This is a genomic window from Nostoc sp. (genome assembly GCF_036916985.1).
Classification (GTDB): domain Bacteria; phylum Cyanobacteriota; class Cyanobacteriia; order Cyanobacteriales; family Nostocaceae; genus Nostoc.
Window position 1 is genome coordinate 67,905 of sequence record NZ_JBALFD010000006.1, and the last position, 19,248, is coordinate 87,152.

At 40.4% G+C, this 19,248-nt stretch carries 14 protein-coding genes; 8 read left to right on the plus strand and 6 right to left on the minus strand.

The annotated features are described in order from the left end of the window. Window positions 1-16 precede the first annotated feature (16 nt). The 4 genes from V7L07_RS01175 (at window position 17) to V7L07_RS01190 (ending at window position 4,252) form a co-directional block, all read left to right on the plus strand. Window positions 17-2,107 (plus strand): LysR family transcriptional regulator, encoded by a 2,091-nt coding sequence (locus V7L07_RS01175; RefSeq protein ID WP_335054288.1) that lies wholly within the window; start codon window positions 17-19, stop codon window positions 2,105-2,107. A 318-nt stretch (window positions 2,108-2,425) separates the two neighbouring features. Continuing rightward, window positions 2,426-2,659, plus strand: coding sequence for a hypothetical protein (locus V7L07_RS01180; protein ID WP_335054290.1), 234 nt, complete (start codon window positions 2,426-2,428; stop codon window positions 2,657-2,659). A 54-nt stretch (window positions 2,660-2,713) separates the two neighbouring features. Next, entirely contained in the window at window positions 2,714-3,394 is a 681-nt protein-coding gene (locus V7L07_RS01185) for a GNAT family N-acetyltransferase (protein ID WP_335054292.1), read from the plus strand. A gap of 90 nt (window positions 3,395-3,484) precedes the next feature. Further along, window positions 3,485-4,252: a Uma2 family endonuclease gene (locus V7L07_RS01190; RefSeq protein ID WP_335054425.1), complete on the plus strand. Its 768-nt coding sequence runs from the start codon at window positions 3,485-3,487 to the stop codon at window positions 4,250-4,252. 13 nt (window positions 4,253-4,265) lie between these two features. On the opposite strand, the gene V7L07_RS01195 is transcribed toward V7L07_RS01190, so the two are convergent. From V7L07_RS01195 to V7L07_RS01205, 3 genes are all read right to left on the minus strand, one after another. Then, a complete protein-coding gene (locus tag V7L07_RS01195; RefSeq protein ID WP_335054294.1) occupies window positions 4,266-4,985 on the minus strand; it encodes a molybdopterin-dependent oxidoreductase in 720 nt (239 codons plus the stop codon). A gap of 7 nt (window positions 4,986-4,992) precedes the next feature. After that, the gene (locus V7L07_RS01200) at window positions 4,993-5,589 is read right to left on the minus strand and encodes a cytochrome b/b6 domain-containing protein (RefSeq protein WP_335054296.1); all 597 of its coding nucleotides are present in this window, start codon (window positions 5,587-5,589) and stop codon (window positions 4,993-4,995) included. 307 nt (window positions 5,590-5,896) lie between these two features. After that, window positions 5,897-6,154 carry a hypothetical protein gene (locus V7L07_RS01205; RefSeq protein ID WP_335054298.1) on the minus strand — a complete coding sequence of 86 codons (258 nt, stop codon included), beginning with the start codon at window positions 6,152-6,154 and terminating at the stop codon, window positions 5,897-5,899. 404 nt (window positions 6,155-6,558) lie between these two features. On the opposite strand from V7L07_RS01205, the gene V7L07_RS01210 reads away from it, so the two are divergent. Next, a complete protein-coding gene (locus V7L07_RS01210; protein WP_335054300.1) occupies window positions 6,559-7,551 on the plus strand; it encodes a hypothetical protein in 993 nt (330 codons plus the stop codon). Window positions 7,552-7,766: 215 nt separating this feature from the next. On the opposite strand, the gene rpmA is transcribed toward V7L07_RS01210, so the two are convergent. Continuing rightward, window positions 7,767-8,066, minus strand: a complete 300-nt coding sequence (rpmA, locus tag V7L07_RS01215) for a 50S ribosomal protein L27 (RefSeq protein ID WP_334780104.1) — start codon at window positions 8,064-8,066, stop codon at window positions 7,767-7,769. A 29-nt stretch (window positions 8,067-8,095) separates the two neighbouring features. Then, on the minus strand, window positions 8,096-8,503 hold the full coding sequence (gene rplU / locus V7L07_RS01220; protein ID WP_335054302.1) for a 50S ribosomal protein L21: 408 nt from the start codon (window positions 8,501-8,503) through the stop codon (window positions 8,096-8,098). Between the two features lie 551 nt (window positions 8,504-9,054). Between rplU and V7L07_RS01225 the strand changes: the two genes are divergently transcribed. Next, entirely contained in the window at window positions 9,055-9,288 is a 234-nt protein-coding gene (locus V7L07_RS01225; protein WP_334780106.1) for a Nif11-like leader peptide family natural product precursor, read from the plus strand. A gap of 323 nt (window positions 9,289-9,611) precedes the next feature. On the opposite strand, the gene V7L07_RS01230 is transcribed toward V7L07_RS01225, so the two are convergent. After that, window positions 9,612-15,281 carry an alpha-2-macroglobulin family protein gene (locus V7L07_RS01230; RefSeq protein WP_335054304.1) on the minus strand — a complete coding sequence of 1,890 codons (5,670 nt, stop codon included), beginning with the start codon at window positions 15,279-15,281 and terminating at the stop codon, window positions 9,612-9,614. Window positions 15,282-15,959: 678 nt separating this feature from the next. Here V7L07_RS01230 and pbpC point away from each other — a divergent pair. Together pbpC and V7L07_RS01240 are read left to right on the plus strand one after the other, a co-directional pair. After that, window positions 15,960-18,275 (plus strand): penicillin-binding protein 1C, encoded by a 2,316-nt coding sequence (gene pbpC / locus V7L07_RS01235; protein WP_335054306.1) that lies wholly within the window; start codon window positions 15,960-15,962, stop codon window positions 18,273-18,275. A 192-nt stretch (window positions 18,276-18,467) separates the two neighbouring features. Then, window positions 18,468-19,241, plus strand: a complete 774-nt coding sequence (locus V7L07_RS01240) for a red chlorophyll catabolite reductase (protein ID WP_335054308.1) — start codon at window positions 18,468-18,470, stop codon at window positions 19,239-19,241. Window positions 19,242-19,248: the final 7 nt, after the last annotated feature.

A 19,248-nucleotide genomic window follows, 5' to 3' on the forward strand; every position in this document is an offset into this window, starting at 1 on the left:
TCTTGCCTTACCTAGCATGAATAAAATTAAACTCGAAGACATTACCCTAAATCACCTGAAAATCTTAAAAGCAGTAGATGACTGTGGTAGCTTCTCAAAAGCCGCCCAAAAGCTAGGATATAGTCAAGCATTAATTAGTAAAAAAGTCAAACAAATAGAGGATTATTTCGGAGTAATTCTCCTAAATCGCTCTCCTGGCTCTATATGCTTGACTAATAAAGGCAAGAAATTGATTTCCCAGACACTTAATGTAGTAGAAACTGTAGAAAATCTGCAAGAAGAATTTCAGGCAACATTTAGCGCCGAGGGCGAAGATTTGACATTGGGAGCTACTAATTTAATTTTAGAAGTCTGGTTCCAACAATATTTGCAGCGATTTCAGCTTTGTTTTCCGGGTAGAAATATTAAAGAGATTGCAGTTAAAGATAGCAGCTTTTTTTCAAATTCTCAACTCATAGAAATGGATCTCTTGCTCAACAGTTGCGCTGGATATAAAGAAGAACACCACTGCACTAGATTAACAACTCATAAAATGCTGTTGGTATCCTTTGGAGCAAGTAAATATCTCAATGAGCGTAGCTTAGTTAAAATAAATGATATCGATCTGGCTGATGTTGTACTTTTAGACGAGGTTCATCAGGAGCTATCTAAAAATGGATTTTTGATAAATAAATTAAGTGGCGTACAAGTGCTACAAAGTTATCAAGATGTACTCAACTATGCTTCAAAAAATCAAAAGCTAACGATTTTACCTGACTTTTGTCAAGCTGATATAATATCTGAATACGAAGTCTTAATTTTTCCGATTCAAGATGTTAATGAATATGGAATTTATCTTCATGTTCCTCGCTTTAGTGAATTGTTAATATCCGCAGAGAGTTTGGTGAGAAGTTTTAGACTCGATCAAGATAACTTAGAAAGTTTACCCAATGTAAATCTATTTTTAGGTAGCGGTTCTCCCAAAGAGGAAAATGTTCTCAGGATAGGTATTCAGAGGGATTCTATAGGACAGTTTATTGCTGGGTATGGAACTAAGTATATTTCTGATTTACAGAGAGCATCATCACTGGAACAGGCTATTTTCAAAAATGTTGAAATTAATCGAGATTTTGAGTTACAAATTCTGCCGTTTGCTTCTGGGGAAGAAATGAACCGTCAGATGAAACGGGGAGAACTAGATATTTGTATTTTAGACGATATTGCTCTTTTAAATAATGGTAGCCAATTTTTTGATGATTTAAGTTTTGGTTCTAAATTAATTGGGATTGCTTCTTATAATATTTTGGGTCAAGATATAAATATTGTTCTGCATAAAGATTCTTCGATAAACACTGTCCAGGATTTAAAAGGTAAACGAATTTCCACTTTATTTGGTTCAAATGCTCATAGGTTCATCATCACTCTTTTTGATCTCTATGATCTAGATGTCAGTAAAGATTGCAGATTAGTGAATGAAGATCCTCGGAAAGCCAGTAAGAGCTTGGCAAATAAAACTATAGATGCTTACGTATGTTGTCACACCTTTGCCTCAATTTTAGAAGTTTATGCTTTTGTTAGAAAGCTGCCTTTATCTCAAACCATTAGTTTAAGAATTCCATCAATCAGAGGAATTGTTTGTCGTTCACAGTTTATTAAAGAAAATCCAAAAATTGTAGTTGCTTATTTACATGATTTAGTAGTTGCTAACTATTGGTTTAATTCATCTCCCATTAATGCGGCAGATTTATTAACTAAAGTGAGTGATGTTAGGACAACTCAAGTAAATCAGTTTTTTAATCCTGTATTTGGTAATCGTATCGATCCGACCCTCAAACCTCAATGGTCTTGGTTACTGAAAACTTTAAATCGTCGGTTAGAAGGAAAATATGGGATTTCACTATTTGATGTAGATTTTTGGATAGATGATTATTTTTTAAGACTTGTCTACAATTTGTTGAATTTAGATTATCACTTTCATCAAGTTTCTTTTGCAAGTGAATTTTCTAGCAGCTATTTTGTTGAGGAACAGTTTAGCAGACATCTAAAAGTCCTCTATGATAAAGATAATCTACCGCTACCAATACCTTTGCCAATTTATGAGGGTTCAACGCCTGTTGAAACAGGATGAAGAGTGCTGAGTATGGTAAAAACACACCTAGTGGTCTGTCCCATTAATTCTGATAGGTGAATCAAATTCAATTTCTCTTCTTTCCTTCTTACTCTGCGTCCTTTGCGTCCTTCTCTAACGAGACGCTGCGCGAATGCGGTTCGTTCTCTTAACGCTCAAATTTTATGGGACAGACCACTACCCTGGCGAATGGAATTCGCGGCTATACAGACAAAACCCACCTCCGTGGGTTTAAAATTCTTTGAGTCCGCGTAGGCGGACGAAAGTTTGTGTAGCCGCGATTTCTAATCGCCTGGTATATTTTCTCAGGAGTTTTTTGTGCCTACTTTCAGAACCCTGCAACCTGGAGATGAAGTATTGTTGGAAGCATTTCTCTTGCAACACACTGATACTTCTATGTTTTTGCGCTCTAATTGGCGAGCTGCGGGACTGCTTGACCAAGGTGCCAGATTTCAAGGAACTTACATAGCAGCCTATATAGATGAAACTATAGTTGCAGTTGCAGCCCACTTTTGGAATGGGATGGTAATACTCCAAGCCCCTGTATATTAGACATCTCCGAAAATGAATGTAGAGACGTAGCAGTGCTACGTCTCTACAAGGGTTTTGGATAACGCATATTTAATTTCTGGAGATGTCTATTTATCAGAGGTGGTGCAAGCAGTTGTGGCACAATCTGGACGTGCCATCTCTGGAATTAGCGGGCCAGCAGCACAAGTCGAAGCAACAAAAAGCATTTTGGGACTTAGTAACCGAACAACTCAACTTGATGAATCTGAGATTTTGTTTTCTCTAGCACTGCCAGATTTACAAATACCCCAAGCCTTAGCATCGGCAAAAGTGCAGTGTCGCTTACCACATCCAGATGAGTTAGAATTACTCACTGAATGGTGCGTTGCTTATAACGTGGAAGCTTTAGGGCAAATAGAAACCACCAGTTCGCATCCAGCTTGCCGTCTCGTAATTGAAGCCCGTCAAGCTACGGCTACGCATTGGGTTTTGGTAGCAGGAGATACTCTAGTTGCTTACTCTGCCTTTAATGCCAGCTTGCCTGATATTGTGCAAATTGGTGGAGTTTGGACACCGCCAGAATTGCGGGGTAAAGGCTACGCTAAAAGTGTGGTAGCAGGTTCGTTGTTAAATGCGCGATCGCTCTTAGTCAAACGTGCCATCCTATTTACAGGTGATAATAACCAAGCAGCCCAAGCAGTTTATCGAGGAATTGGCTTTTTGCCGACTGGCGAGAAATATGGCTTAGTGTTATTTAAAGAAACATCGAAATTTTAGATTTTTTAGATTTTGGATTTTGGATTTAATTATTCAAAGTCCGTTCAATCATAATAGAACTGAGAGTTTCATCATCAGGACTGCTTTATGATGTATCAAACTGACCCGCCGCGATCGCCAAAAGATGTATTGCCGACCATGTATGATCTTCCCAGTGAAGATCCACAGGAGCCTGGTTTGCCCGATCAGTTTCATTTATTGCAACCTCGTCTGTTAGACGAAACCTTTCGTCCACCAAATTATCCTAGCGACGAAATATTTGTTGCTAGCGATCTGAATCTTTATTATGACCCGCGCTATCCACTGTGGCATAAGCGACCAGATTGGTTTGCCGTTTTAGGTGTTTCCCGTCTCTACGAACAACGTGATTTACGCTTAAGTTATGTCGTTTGGCAAGAGGGAGTTCACCCTTTTATTGTGATTGAGTTGCTGTCTCCTGGCGCTGAAAAGGAAGATTTGGGGCAGACATTGCGGGATATTAAGCAACCACCAGGAAAATGGGAAGTATATGAGCAGATTCTACGTGTGCCTTATTATGCAGTATTTGATCGATACAAATATGAATTAAGGGTGTTTAAATTAGATGGCGGTCGTTATGCTGAGATAGCATTGTCAGAGTCACGTCTTTGGATACCAGAACTAGAATTAGGTTTGGGTATCTGGCAGGGACGCTATCAAGATGTAGAACAGCCCTGGTTACGGTGGTATGATGGGACTCTCAATTGGGTATTGACTTCTACAGAACAAGAAAGCCAACGGGCTGAACGAGAAAGTCAACGAGCTGAACAAGAAAGACAACGGACTGAACGGTTGATTGCACAATTGCGATCGCTAGGCGTTGAACCCGATCTAGATTAGCTTTTTGCCTACCTTATAACCCTGCAAACCACTCATAGCCCTTATCCTCCCAATAGCCTTTTTTAGTAGGTAACAAGTTGCTGACAAATGTAATTTGAGTTACCCACTTGCTTTGCTTGTAGCCCAGTTTTATCGGAGATGCTAGGCGCATAGGCGCACCATTATCAGCTGATAATGGTTGTCCATTCTTTTCATAAGCCATGAGAGTTTGGGGATGTACAGCAGAGGCAATATCCCAGCTTTCATAATAGCCATCAGCAGATTTAAAGTAGACATAGCGGACGTTTGACTTAGGCTGTACCAGCGCTACTAAATCTCGCAATCGCACACCTCCCCATTGAACGATCGCAGCCCAGCCTTCAACACAGACATGGCGAATTACCATTGAAGTCAAGGGAAGTTTTTGAATATCTGCCATACTCAATTGCATCGCGTTATTAACCTCACCATCAATCGTTAGGCGAAACCGCGCCGGATCAATTTGCGGGGTGAAGTTAAAGGAATTAACCAGCAATTTGTCTGCTTCTATGGCATTGACAGAAAATTCAGGTACTAGTTTTTGACTTAGCAGGAGTGCTTCAAAACTTTGGTTTAGTGGCTCAGATATTTGCCGCAGATTATCTGAGAACAAATCTGTCCCACAGCCACCTAAAAGAAAACTTACCCCTGAAAATCCAGATAGTTGCAGTAACCGACGACGGGATAATGTGCGTTTGGGAAGAATCAGACTCATAGAACCTCTACAGGAACATAGATTTAACTAGACGGATGCTTCCTACCTTCAAGGCAAGTAAGGAATGAGCAATTGTAAACAGTATGACAGTGGGAACAGTGATAAAGTGAACAGTCCGTAAAGTCTGCCAACTACCAAACAGCCCAGAAAGCCAATGCAGTTGAGCAGGTTTGTACATTGCCAAACCACTCAAGATGGCCAGCAGCAGCACTGGAATGATAGCAGTATAAACTAGACGATGCCATGCGTAATTCTTGCGCTTTGGGTTCTGGCTAACTTGCAATGCTTTTAAATCACCGCCATCGGCAAAGCGACGCTGCCAACGACGAGTTGCAAAGATATAAAGTCCATACCAAAGTAAATTCATTGAAAACAGCCACATAGCAGCAAAATGCCAGTGTCTCCCACCTCCTAACCAACCTCCCAGCAACAAAAAGTCAGGAAAATTCCAACCTGCACGCCCTCCAAATACCGGATTAGCATTATAGATTTGCAGTCCACTAGCGATCATCAAGATGAGACTGATGATATTAATCCAGTGAAAGGTTTTTGATAATAAAGTCTGACTTGGTGTTGAGCGGACTTTGCGTTTAGATGAAATCATACCAATTTTGGATTTTGGATTTTGGATTTTTAGATTGTTCCCAGTTAGACTTTTGGATTGAGTCTTCTAACCCAAAATCTAAAATTGGCAGGTTTCACAGGGATTGAGTGGGAAAGAATGGAGCTAGTGGTATGTCCCATTAATTTTGAGGGTTAAGAGAACGAACCGCATTCGCGCAGCGTCTCGTTAGAGAAGGACGCAAAGAGCGCAAAAGAAGAAAAGTTAAGAATGAGTTCACCCATTATATTTAATGGGACAGATCACTAGTACCCAGTACAAGAAAAGTGAGATGCAAAGCTAGTTGTGGCTAAGGTTTGGTGGCAGCAGGCGATTGCTTCATCGCATCACCCGCTTTGTCTTTACCCATTGCATCTTTACCCATCGCATCACCCGCTTTATCTTTACCCATTGCATCTTTGCCCATTGCATCGCCGGCTTTGTCTTTGCTCATAGCAGGAGAGGCGTTAGGAGAAATTTGATTGTTGCTTGCAGGACTGCTAGAACAAGCAGTGAGACTGGTAGTTAAAATCAAACCAGCAATTAAAGAAAGTATTTTCCAGTTCATAGTCTTCTTTCGTCCTTTGGATAGTTCTTTTGTATTGATTGATCGGAGGAAACTAAGCTAAAAGCAGATTTATAAAGGCTATTGGAGTAAAGAAGATGTCTTCTTGTAAAGGACTCCATCAGATTCTTGTTACTGCAATCGCATCTACATTGCAATCAAATAACGTCTTCGGTTATAACACTACTGATGTTTGAGTTATCCTGAACATCCAAAGTATCTCTGTTAGGACTGAAGCCTATCTGAAACAAAGCCATGATTTTCATAAATTTATCCCTTGAGAAAATTTAGTTAATTCTCAGCATTTTCTCAGGTATCTATGTTAATCAAGACCACAGCCTATATTTCATTTGTCTTAAGCGCTATTTTAGAAATATTAAAAAGCTGATTAGCTACAAATTTCAAATATGTCAAACAACAAAGAATTTTCATCCGAAAAAAGCTCTTCCGTTAAAAATGTCCTGATTATAGGAGCAGGCGGCTATATTGGCGGAGCGCTGTGCCGTAAGTTTTCTCAGACAGAAGATTTTGCCGCATTGGCACTTGTGCGACCGAGTAGTGATATTGAGGGTATAAAGCCTTTCTGCAAAGAAATAATCCGCTCTCAAGAGGCAGATATTTCCAGCAATGATGTTGCACAAGCAATTCGCAAACATGATATTACAACAGTAATTAATGTAGCGTGGCACATGCCTCTAGAATCAACCAAAGAAGCTCAATTCGCTTTCGACCGTATACCATTAGAAGCCGCCTTACACGGTGCTAGTGCAGTTTCACCAGATATTCATGTAATTACAACCAGTGGGAATTTCTCTTTGATTACCACCAATGGAGGACGAATAACAGAAACACCTCCACCAAAAGGTTATACACTGCCCGAATATTTAGTATGTCTTGACTTACTAGCAGGTGTAAATGTGTTGAAAGATGGGCTAGTAGAAGAATATATCAGCAATGGCGGTAACGCCTCGATTGTCTATCCTTCATCAGTGTATGGTTCAGCCCCAACTCGTGGCGGTTTCTGGGATTTTGCAATTCAGCAGTTCATTACAGGGAAACCACACCAAGGCTCTCAGCCATTTCCACCAGATTTTATGACCGCGTGGATTCATGTTGAAGATTTAGCAGACTGCTATATTGGCGTAGCGCGATTTGGCTCTAAAGGAGGACATTACCTTGCTGCGCCTGAAAATTTGAGTATTAGCCAAGTGTCAACTTTATTTGCCCAGGCTGCTCAAGTAGAATTTCTCGCGCCAGTCTTTGAAAACAAAGACAAAGTTATATTTGATGATTCTCATACTAGAGAAGTACTTCAACTTCAATGGAAGTATAAACTGGCTGATGAGGTAAAAGGTTGGATAGAGAGAATAAAAGAGTTAGGAACTTATTTTTTAGAGTAAGTAAGGGGTAAAAGTTAAGCAACTGAGATGAATATTAATTAATATTTATGCAAATCTGATTATCATATCAGTGCTATAGGGGTTCTCGTTTACGTGGGGTAGATCCGTAGGGGCACGGCATATTCCCTACACCTTTCAATATAAAGTTTTACCCCATTTGAATGGGAAACGCTATAACTAGCAATTAGGGTGGGCATAATTCCCACCCTAATACTCTAACTTGCTACTGCTTCAGCAGGAGCCGCCTCAACAGCAGCAGCTACAGGTAAATAAACACTAACTTTTTTACGGGTTTTGCCCTTTCTCTCAAAGGTTACAACACCGTCTATTAAGGCAAACAGAGTGTCATCGCTACCAATACCGACATTGTTACCAGGGTGGAATTTGGTGCCACGCTGACGCACGAGAATGTTTCCTGCACGTACAACTTGACCGCCATAACGCTTAACACCTAGACGTTGAGCATTAGAATCACGACCGTTACGTGTACTACCTGTTCCTTTCTTATGAGCCATAATTTCCTCTTGTGTATCTACTTCTTTTATTATTCAGCAGCGATTTCTAGTTCTTCGGCAGGAGTTTCATCGATAACGGGGGTTTCCTTTTCCGGTTCTCCTTGGGCAGCAAATACTGCACCGTTAAGGGTGATGGAGTCTATCAAAAGTCTGGTAATTTCCTGACGATGCCCCCGTTTTTTGCGGGTTTTCTTTTTCGGCTTCATTTTGTATACCAGGACTTTACGACCTCTGTAATGTCGCAATACAGTCCCTTCTACAGTCGCCCCCGTCACTAGTGGCTGTCCAATGGTGACTTCACCATCGTGCTGCACGAGCAATACGGAATCTATTGTAACTTTTTCATCTGGTTCGATCGCAAGCAGTTCAATGTCGTAAAACCGACCTGGCTCTACTCGTATTTGTTTGCCGCCAGTTTCAATAATTGCGTAGGTCATGGAATTGTCCTTGAGGTTGCCGTACAGGTAGCTGGTTTTATCTCTTATAGAGACGCTTTTGCCAGCCTTTGTAATATGTCTACCTGATCCGAGCAGGAATTAGACAGACAATCTAACATACTATTTTATTAACAGTCATCAAGTCAAGCTTTAACAGGATTTTTGGGTTTGGCATTGCTGTCTCCTCTGCCTGAAAATGAAAACTCATTTTCCAAGAGTGGGGAGGAATTAGCCAACAGTCGTTATTGATGTAGGTGTAGTCCGTCTTAGATATTGCCCACTCGCACAAATGTAAATTGCATTTACAAAAAATCAGAAGTAATACTTTTTAGATAAAAATTGCTACTATCTTAGGGCTGAATTTAAAAAAAATAATATTAAGATTAGCATAAAATTTATATTTTTTTATCAAAATCAACACATTGTTCTTCTTTGTTTTAAGATCAAATGTGAGATTGCATAATTTAGAAATTCTTTGCAGAAGTTAGTGAATACCCAAAAGTTAAATTACCACATTCAAACCTGATATTTCAAACAGGAGATTGATTGTCATGACACAGCAAAATGCTGCTCGACTTTTTCAAGCTGTAAAACAAGATCAAGCATTACAGCAAAGACTCAAAGCAACAGATGATCCAGAAGCCTTCATCAAAATTGCTCAAGAGCGTGGCTATGATTTCAACACCAGAGAACTGGATAGTGAAATTAGCAAATTATCTGAAGAAGATTTAGCCGCCATTGTCAATCCAGGATGGGGGACTAGACGCCACATTTATCCTAGATAATTCTTGCTCTGGGAAATCGAAAGTATAGGAACAATTGAATTGACAAGTTTTGCTCCTCAAGGGGATACTGTTGCATCATCTCCTTTAGGGGCATTCTTGTTAAAATAAAAATTCATCCCATACCTCACTCTTAGGAGAGTGAGATGAATTTTTGGGGGATAAAGAATTGACCCCTAAGGTGAAGATGGTGTGGTGCGATCGCTACTGAATGGGAACCGCTATAATTATTTACCTCAGCCTCAAAGAAAAACTTGTTGTAAAACATGGTAGAGCAACAAGAGATTTTCTGGGGGCACAATCTTGGAACAATCCGACGATAGTTGTTACGACTTATCCTCAACCACCAATGTAGACTCAGCAGTTCGCCCAAATTCTTCTGGTGCATATTGCAAGCGAACTTCTGCACCAGGCCAAGAAAATGTCCCAGGAGTCACAGAACGGACTAGGTAGTGCAAGCTATAAACTCCTGGTTCCAGGTGGTCGGTGTAGGCGATAATGCGATCGCGGTACACATTCTTAAAGCCAAGTTCCCAGCTATCGGCTTTTGCTTGTAATGCAGCAGTAGCAGTCTGAAAACTTGCATCCACCGCCTCAAAACCTGATGGTAGCGGATCTTTGATCACCAAATGATCCACAGGATGATCGGCAATAATTTCTAAACCAATATCAAACACTTGTCCAGAGGCTAAAGTCAAGGGTTTATCGAAAGCATAAAGACCTGTTTTTTGCAAAACTTTCTCTTGATTTACTTGACTAATTTCTCGTGTTATGCGTAGACCATTAAATCTGCCTGGTTGATTGCCTTGCAAGCGATAATTATAAGCAACCAAATAGTGCAAAGTGCCATTACCTGATTTTTGCAGCGTTAAATCATTACGCCCACGAGGTAATTTATTCATCGGCACATTTAGCTGTAAACTGGGATTTTGATAGCCATTAAAGCGATTTTCTCCTAACTTATTACCAGCTAATTCCACTGTGGCAACAAAATTCGGTGGTGTGGGTTGTAGTTGGCTATATTCTACCAAAGCTGTTAATGCTTGAGCATTATTATAGTTAGTTTGCCATGTACCATCCCGTCGCAATGCCAGAAGACTTTGGAATAACTTATCTATAACTTCGGGTTTACTTTGTTTGGCAATAAATAATCGTAAAGCTTGCGCTTGCGTCGTGGTAGATGAACTCATCCATCCCCAATTACCTGGTAAACTTACAACTGCTGTGCGACCAGTTTCATAAATATTCTGTTGCAGCTTGTTGACTAATTGTTGAGATTCATCTTGCCATTCGGGGAATTGAGATAAGTATCGCGCTAGTTTAATTTGAGTTACTACATCAAAGTTGTTGCGCTGTTCATAAATATCTGCGAGGAAAGTATTGCGTTTGTCTCCCAATTCTGCTAGAGAGATTAAAGCATTAAATTGCAGTTGTCTTTTACAGAGTATTTGTTTACAAAAGTCGTATTCTCCGGGGTTTGCTAGAACTTTTTGTAGATAAGCTTTCAAGCGAGATACCATTGCCGAATCGACTAAATTCGGGAATACCTGACTGGCTTTAGCTAAAGATTCACCTGCATAGGAAGAAACCCAAGGGTCAGATTTTTCTTGTCCGGGGAAAGCTGCAAAACCACCATCGGCTATTTGGAGTTTTTGTAACTTTTCAATTGCTTGACTTGCCTGTTGGCTAGGATTAAATTCTGCAAAAGTCTGACCATATTTTTGGGAAATAGTTTGCAGGTTGGCAGCAATTATTAACTGACTCGCCGCCGGTTCAGTAAACGGCAAATCATCATCTTCTAAAACCTGCTTGGCTGGTGCTTGAATCTCCGTTATCAAAGTACTCGCCAACTGAATATCTAAACCTCCCGCATCAGGGAAGGTATTTTTATCAACATTCAGGGGAATCTTCACCTGTTTTTCAGTAACACCAGTTTCCACGACTTGTTCTGTAATTTCAATTGGCTTAATTTCCAAAGGTACTTCAAAAGCATCTGCGGCTGTACCATTTAGCTGAGTGGTAAACCGAACTTTCCCAACTCCCACACTATCCGCCACCATTGGAAAGCGATAAGCGTGAGTTGCGGATTCGGCTTTGGTTTGTAAAGAAGTTGTTGTGGGGTTTTTGTCAGCAAACTTCACATTACCGCTAAGTTCGCCATTAATTGAGAGATTTCCTGGATTCCCGGTGTTATTAGTTACAGATAACCCAGCGAGGATGCGATCGCCTGGACGGGCAAATTGTGGCAAGATAGCATTAGTTAGCAGTGGCTTGGTGCTGATAAACGTCGCGTCCCCATTCCCGAAACGTAGATTTCCATCGGTGGCCACAGCCATCACTCGCCATGTAGTTAAGTCATCCGGTAATTTGAAGGTTATCTGTGCATTCCCATTTGCATCGGTGAGAACAGAACCGTTGTAGTAAGCTAAGGCTTGAAAATCGGTGCGGGTGCGAGTATTTGCTGCACCAGTTGAGAAACCACCACCATAACCCCAACCTTTGGGTTTAGCAACATCTTGTGCTTGTAATATGACATCTGCGCGATTATCGTTAAAGCGGGTAGAAATTGTCTGTTCTGCATAAACTGTATCTACCAAATCTGGCGGACGATAACCAGAAAGTTGTAACACCGCTTCATTTACCACCATGACTGTAAACTGTCCTTTGGTGGGGTTTCCTTGATTGTCCTTCAGTTCTAGTTGTACTGTTTCTTCTGCACCAGGTTCTAGTGATGCTTGCACTGGCTTAACTTGCAGTTTTAAATACTTATCCTCTAACTTAACTTTAAAAGGTGTAAAACCAATCTTCACCAAGTTATCTAAACTTCCCGGTTCCACTTGGTTTATGGGTTTACCTTGTCTCACTAAGACAGCTTCAATGGCTGCATTAGGTAGCATTTCTGGCGTGACTTGAAACTGAATTTGTGGTGCGCCTCCGTGAACTTTGATAATTTGCTGATAAAGGGGTTTATCTTTAATTACAGCAAAATACAATTCTGCTTCTGGATAGGGAGATTGAATTAGTGCAGTAGCAGTTTCACCAGGTTTAAACTCTTTTTTATCTAATTTAACTTCTAAGACATCTTTTTCTCTAGAACCCCAAAATACAGAATTTCCTCCAGTTGCCCAAATTTGTAAATCTGTCGCACTTAATTCGCTTTTGGCATCGCTAAAATTAACTCTAATCCGATATGAAGCAGATTCCGGTGCTGTTAAACTTACTGATTGCGGGTTACTAGCAGATGTAATTTCTACTTGTCCTACTGTTTTATATTCGACTTGATTTTTTGGTGTTCGGCTACCTTCAACTAACTGCGTGACGCTGCTATATTTTATCTGCTGTAATTCTACCCGGACTCGTTGACCTGTGATCGGTTTTCCTGTAGGGTCAGTAACAATCACTTCAATGGGAAAAGCCTTGCCAGCATCGGTGATGAAATTACTTTTTAAGCCGATGAGGCGATTACTTGGTAAGGCTGTAAAAGTTTTGGAATTGGCTACAGACAAATTAGAAACATCTGCAACTTGTACATCTACCTGATAAGTCATCGGATATGGTAAATCATTAGCCACATTCACCGTCTGACTACTTTTACCATTAGCATCTAACTGGGCATTAGTTTGCAAGACATCACTAGATATACTAGGAGTTTCCTCTGGCCATAACCATTGCCTACCAAAAGTAAATTCTTCCCAACCTTTAGGAACAAAATTTGCTTGCTGGCGAGTGATAAAATATTTTGCTTCTCCACCTTCTACAGGTGCGCCAAATAAATAATTGCTTGTAGCATTAATATTAACTTTCTCGTCAATGAGAGCAAATTCTTTATCTAAGTTAAGTTCGACTTTAAAATTCGGTGGCTTAAATTCAGCTACCCGAAATTCTCCAGAAATTTCTTGTCCATTCTTCCCCTTCGCCTGGATTGTATAGTAGCCTAAGCGCTGAGTAGTTTTGATTGGCAATTCCAGAGAAAATGTGCCAAATTCATTTGTGGTTTGTGTACCTAAGCTGGTTTTTTGTCCATCAGGATTTACCAAAGTTAAGTGGTAGGCAGCATTTTTATCTTGTTGAATCGCGCCATTTTGTAAAAAGTCAGCGAAACCAGTCAACCAAGCTTTTTCACCTGGTTGATACAATTGTCTATCCGAAAAAATTACCCCACGTGATTCAGGTTTAGCATCTTGCCAACCTGCATCAATACCATAGCCATAAACGCCGCTGTATTCTTCAGTTCTAGCGAATGCCCAATCTTGATTTTCACGGGCAATTACTAATAATTGTGGTGATTTACTAGAGCTTTCATTCCCAGAATAACATTGCTGTAATCCTTCACGAACAATTCTGAAAATTCCATTTTCATCAGTTTTACCTGTTGCACAAGGTACTGCTTCAGGGCGAGATTTTGCTTGTAATTTGGATTGATAAATTTCTATAGCCCCATTTTTAACTGGCGAACCATCTGTAAGATGATTGACGCGAATTAACCCTAACTCAGGAAACCACTGAGTAAATACGCCCAAATTTGTCAATTCAACTAAGCCATAAGTCGTAGGTTCACGCCACAGTTCTTTACCATTATCCTGATATTTATTCGTGCGGGCTTGGACTCCATAAGCTAACATTCCCGTAGCTGCATTAATTTTTTCCCGCAGAGGAACAGCAATATCAACTGATTGATTTTTTTTACCTGATACCTGAAAGCTTTGCCATTCAGAAGGTTGTGGTAATAAATCACTACCATTATTAAAATAAACTAAATCTGTCGGCTTAACTACTCGATAAGCGGCTTTATATTTAGATTCTGGCAGATTTCCCGTACTAATATTTAGCTGTAAATCTTTACCGGTAGGGAAAATATTCAAATCTGATGGCACCCAGATATCCCCAGCTAAATCTCCAGTATCATATTTAAGTGTTAGAGGTTTACCCAAAGTCTGCCCAAATTTATCTTTGAGATTCCCGCCGATAGTAATTGTATAAGTCTTGGCAGGTTCTAGCGCATAAGGATTGATGCCGACAATTTTATCTTCATCATTGATTTGGATAATTCTCGCAATCTCTTTTGGTGCGGGATTAATTGTAATATTTTCTTTAGCTGAATCTGGCAATAAAACATTATTAAATTCTAGCTGCGGACTACCTTTAACAAATCTTCCAAAAGTTCCCCCTGAATCTGGCTGTCCATAAAAGTTAATTTTCTGAAATGCCAAAGGCGAATAAGTTGCTAACTTAGTAGCAAATTCTTTTTCTGTAGGTAGATTGCCATAAGCCGGACGTATTCCAGGAGAAAATACCAGACGATAACGGGTTGCTTTTTCGAGATTTTCTTGGGGGATGAGGTTATAAATCCAATTGCGTGCTGAAGGGTCAAATTTTTCTAAAGGTTCTTCTTCATTTTTTAATGGTTTTTCTTCTTTGTTTAATTCGACTTTGAAACCTACACCCTTGTTTTTTCCTTCAGGGGTTAACTGTAAATGTTCTTGTACAGAATTTAAATCTAATTCGACATTGGAAGTAAACTGTAACTTCTGTTGTAAATCAATTGGCTCAATATCAGCTTTTTCAATGGGATTGACACCGGGTAAATTAGTCAGGTTGATAGATTCGGTATTGAAAGTCCAAGGTAAATCTTTGTCTAGGCGATGATTTTTTAAGTCTGCTAAACCCGCTTTGATGGTGACTTGAAATCTTGTCGCTATTGGCAAGGCTTTATCAGCTTGAAAACCCACCATACGCGGTGTTAAAAAGCGAAATTGACCGGGTAAAGGCGGCCAAAGGGCAAATTTTTGTAATAATTGTTGCTGTTCTGGGCTATCAAGGCTTTCAACTGGGATTAAAGCCTCTTTAAAACGGATGCGGATTTGGTTAAGAGGTTTGGCATCTCCAATGGGACTAATTTGTTCAATCCAGTCTGGTAATTTTGGTGGTGTGAGTGGAGAGACTACTGGGAGTTGTTCTTTGGTTGAGTTGATACCAAAGAAGTTACACCCTGTCATTGCCAATGTAAATGTAAAGAGTAGAAGAAACTGTATTGTTCTCTTGTGATTGGAGGAATGTACAATTTTTTTTAACGTAGACGCTTCTCTACGAGACGCTACGCGAACGGCTTGCCGCAGGCTACCGCCAAGGATGCTAAAGAAGAGATGGAGAATTTTATAGTGAAAGCGGAGTAAAACTCTAATAATCATATTTTTAGTAATTAAAAATTCACAAACTATAACGAATAAAAATTTGTATTACCTTATGTATTGGGCAATGTCAATGCTAATAGCAGTATGACTAGTTAGTTGTACCCAAATTTTGATTTAACTATAGGAGTGTGATTTGATTTCTGAAAAAATCTAAGTATCTGTAGGGTGTGTTATGGCGTAGCCTAACGCACCTAAATCGTTAACTGGTGCGTTAGCCTTTGGCGTAACGCACCCTACGTATATTTCAGAAATCAAATATGAGTCCTATATGTTTATTTATATTGATAACTAACTCAGTGTGATTGTTCCAAAAAATAACTACAATTCTTAACTATAAAGAAGTCTTTAAATTTCGCAAACATTAATTTATATCTGCTAAGTTAGTAATAATAAATTATTAAGTATTTGATATATTTACTGATGTAGATATAACTAAGTCTGCGGGAAAGTAAAGGTAAGTTTTCTTAGACAGGGTATTCCCTGATGAAACTAGTTTCACGATCGCTACTCAAACTTAAGCACAGTAGCAAAGTTATCCTGGCTGTGCTGCTAATCTGCTTGATTATATGTTTACTACCCTATTTTGCGCCCGTTCGGGCCGCAGATATTGCCCAAAATCAGTTGGCAATGCAATTTAGCGATCGCAATGGTTTACCATTAGGAACACTACTCACTCGTGACCAAGAGCATACATCAGTAGTACCACTAAATCAGGTTTCGCCCCAGTTTATCCATGCCATTTTAGCCGCCGAAGATGGCAGCTTTTACCATCATGGCGCGTTGGATATGAAAGCAATTATCCGCGCTGCTAAAGAAGCCATCCACGCCAAACGAATTGTTTCCGGCGCTTCCACTATTACTATGCAGTTGGCGCGGATGTTAGATCCAGTGCCGCGTAGTTTCTCTGGTAAAATGCAAGAGATTTGGCTATCTTGGCGGTTAGCAGCAGGGATGAATAAGGATGAAATTCTGGCTGCATATATCAATCGGCTGCCAATGGGAGGGAATATATATGGTGTGGAAGCAGCCGCACGGATTTATTTTTCTATCCCAGCGAGTGAATTGAATCTTGCTCAAGCTAGTTTGTTGGCTGCTATTCCCAATAATCCCACATACTTTAACCCTTATGAACATTGGGAACGGCTGAAACAGCGACAAAAATACGTCCTTAATCGGATGGTACAGGAAAAGTATATTAGTGAGGCGAACGCAACCCGAACATCCGCCGAAAAAGTTGTGTTTCAATCTCGCCAACGGGGAATTATCGCCGCACCACACTTTTTATTTTGGTTAGCCAATCAGTTTGATAAGACGCAAACAGAACAAAATTCCCCTATCCGCACCACCATAAATCGCCCTTTGCAGCAGTTTGTCGAAGCACAGTTACAGCAGGTAATTTCTTCTCTCGCCGCTAACAATGTCCATGATGCAGCGGCGTTGGTGATTGATAACCATACTGGGGAAGTTTTGGCTTATGTCGGTTCACCTGATTACTTTAATGAAGCCAAATTGGGACGCAATGACGGAGTACAAGCGTTACGTCAACCAGGCTCTACCCTCAAGCCTTTTGTCTATGAATTAGCTTTAGAAAAAGGTTTAATTCGTCCCAATACCATTTTGGCAGATGTACCCGCCCATTACGCTATTCCCGGTGCGAAACTTTATAGCCCAACTGATTACACCGAAAAGTTTCTTGGCCCTGTGCGGGTACGGGTAGCTTTAGCAAATTCCCTAAATGTCCCCGCAGTGAGGGTGTTAGAAAAAGTAGGTGTAGAAACTTTCTTAGAACGACTGCATCAACTGGGATTTGAACACCTCAATCAAACTCCAGAATATTATGGTTTGGGTTTGACTCTTGGTAGTGGTGAAGTGAGTCTCTGGGAATTGGCCCGTGCCTACCTGAGTATAGCACGATTTGGAGATGCGATTCCTTTAGTAAGCACATTTTCTAATTCCCCAATCCCTACAGACGCGATGAATCGCGTCTCTACAAGTTATACACTCTCTAATTACGGAATTTGGCAATTAATTACTAACATACTCAGTGACAACCATGCTCGTGCAACGGCTTTTGGTGTAAACTCGGTGTTAAATTTACCCTTTCCTTCGGCTGTTAAAACTGGCACTTCTTCCAATTTTCGTGATACTTGGACGGTTGGCTTCACTACAGATTACACCGTCGCTACCTGGGTAGGTAATTTCAATGGTGAACCGATGCGTCAAGTTTCAGGTGTGACAGGCGCAGCACCCTTGTGGAATCGAATCATGTTACATCTGCACGAACATCAAGAACCAGCAGGTTTTCCGCCTCCAGAAGGTTTGGTGCAATTACCTATTTGTGCAGTTTCGGGGTTACGACCAACACCAGATTGTACCTCAGTAGTACAGGAATATTTCTATCCAGAAGATAAAAATAATTACAAACGTGAAAATCAGTTCAATTTGCCGCCGGAGTATGATGAATGGTTGGCGAAACAACAACAATCAAATTTTACTGCTAATAACTTGAGAATTTTATCTCCACATCAGGGCGATTTATTCTTAGTGTATCCAGGTGAAGAAGCGAAGCAGAAACTTGAATTTAAATTAGTGGGAAATAAATCTGCACCCGTGGAGTGGTGGCTGAATGGTGAAAAGTTAGATACCAACTCAGCTAATTCTTTATTTTGGTATTTGCGTCCTGGAAAATGGACTTTAGAGGCGAGAAGTGGCGAAATGAGTGACAAGGTGAGTTTTCAGGTAGAGTTAGCTAGTCTTAAACCTACGCGTCGAGGATTTTCTATTAGTAATTCCCATTAAAAAAAGCGGGAGTTACCCGCCTAGTTCCGTTAAACAGTTTGATCAGCTAACTATTGCACATCAGATTGACAAAGCTATTGCAAAATTATGTCAAAGGTGTTACCACAAAATGTAATAGTTGGAGTTGGTATTTTGAGAGCGATCGCAGTCTGCAATGTAATATAAGCCTTGGTAGACTAACAAACTCAAACTATGACTCAGCAACCAACTGATCTAGACAATAAAGCTGTATTTGAGCAGTTGTGGGAGATTACAAAAGAACTCCGTCAAAAACTAGAGGCTCGTTTTCAGTTACATCCAGACCCTTCTGTAGAAAATTTACAGCAATACAGTAGTCTTGATGGTAATGCGAAGGGTTCACTGACTGCTTTTTCCGGGGAAGAAATTGACTGGCTAGTGCATTCGTGGCTAGGAAACCCTGAAAAATCCAACTTTAGCACTATGCGTCTCACCACTTGGTTAAAGTCGCATATTCAGGTTCCTCATTTAGCCTTTGAGTTTGGCACACTTCCAAATGGAAATATTTTATTTTATATAGATTACATTGCCCGAACTGAGCTTTTAACCGATTTGGCATATCTCGATCGCTATTATGAGCCAGTTAATCCAACATTCTTAAAGTTACAGGAAGATTCACGCCTCAAGGTATTTACCAGCAAAAGTACCTATATTCGTCTATTTCAATCACCTGTTAGCTTGTGCTACACAGGCGCACCAACATTTGAAACCCTCGAACTAACTCGCACACTTGCACACGAAACACTCGATCGCTGGCTTACTTGGGTAGATGCAGCTGAAGCAGTGCCAGAAGATGCAGGGGAGGCTCTAGCCGCTCGTGATTTAGCACTCCGCCGAATCAGTGCGGAACGCGATCCAGGTAATAAATTTGCCGCGCAGATATTTGGCTCGGAATTGACAGATAAACTAGTGCGATCGCTCTGGGGTGGCGATCGAATTAGTCATTAGTCATTGT

Excerpts from the sequence above, each read along its gene's own strand:
- rplU (WP_335054302.1), bottom strand. The coding sequence starts at position 8,503 with ATGACCTACGCAATTATTGAAACTGGCGGCAAACAAATACGAGTAGAG.
- V7L07_RS01200 (WP_335054296.1), bottom strand. The coding sequence starts at position 5,589 with ATGATTTCATCTAAACGCAAAGTCCGCTCAACACCAAGTCAGACTTTA.
- pbpC (WP_335054306.1), top strand. The coding sequence starts at position 15,960 with ATGAAACTAGTTTCACGATCGCTACTCAAACTTAAGCACAGTAGCAAA.
- V7L07_RS01225 (WP_334780106.1), top strand. The coding sequence starts at position 9,055 with ATGACACAGCAAAATGCTGCTCGACTTTTTCAAGCTGTAAAACAAGAT.
- V7L07_RS01175 (WP_335054288.1), top strand. The coding sequence starts at position 17 with ATGAATAAAATTAAACTCGAAGACATTACCCTAAATCACCTGAAAATC.
- V7L07_RS01205 (WP_335054298.1), bottom strand. The coding sequence starts at position 6,154 with ATGAACTGGAAAATACTTTCTTTAATTGCTGGTTTGATTTTAACTACC.
- V7L07_RS01195 (WP_335054294.1), bottom strand. The coding sequence starts at position 4,985 with ATGAGTCTGATTCTTCCCAAACGCACATTATCCCGTCGTCGGTTACTG.
- V7L07_RS01210 (WP_335054300.1), top strand. The coding sequence starts at position 6,559 with ATGTCAAACAACAAAGAATTTTCATCCGAAAAAAGCTCTTCCGTTAAA.
- V7L07_RS01240 (WP_335054308.1), top strand. The coding sequence starts at position 18,468 with ATGACTCAGCAACCAACTGATCTAGACAATAAAGCTGTATTTGAGCAG.
- V7L07_RS01230 (WP_335054304.1), bottom strand. The coding sequence starts at position 15,281 with ATGACAGGGTGTAACTTCTTTGGTATCAACTCAACCAAAGAACAACTC.
- V7L07_RS01190 (WP_335054425.1), top strand. The coding sequence starts at position 3,485 with ATGTATCAAACTGACCCGCCGCGATCGCCAAAAGATGTATTGCCGACC.
- rpmA (WP_334780104.1), bottom strand. The coding sequence starts at position 8,066 with ATGGCTCATAAGAAAGGAACAGGTAGTACACGTAACGGTCGTGATTCT.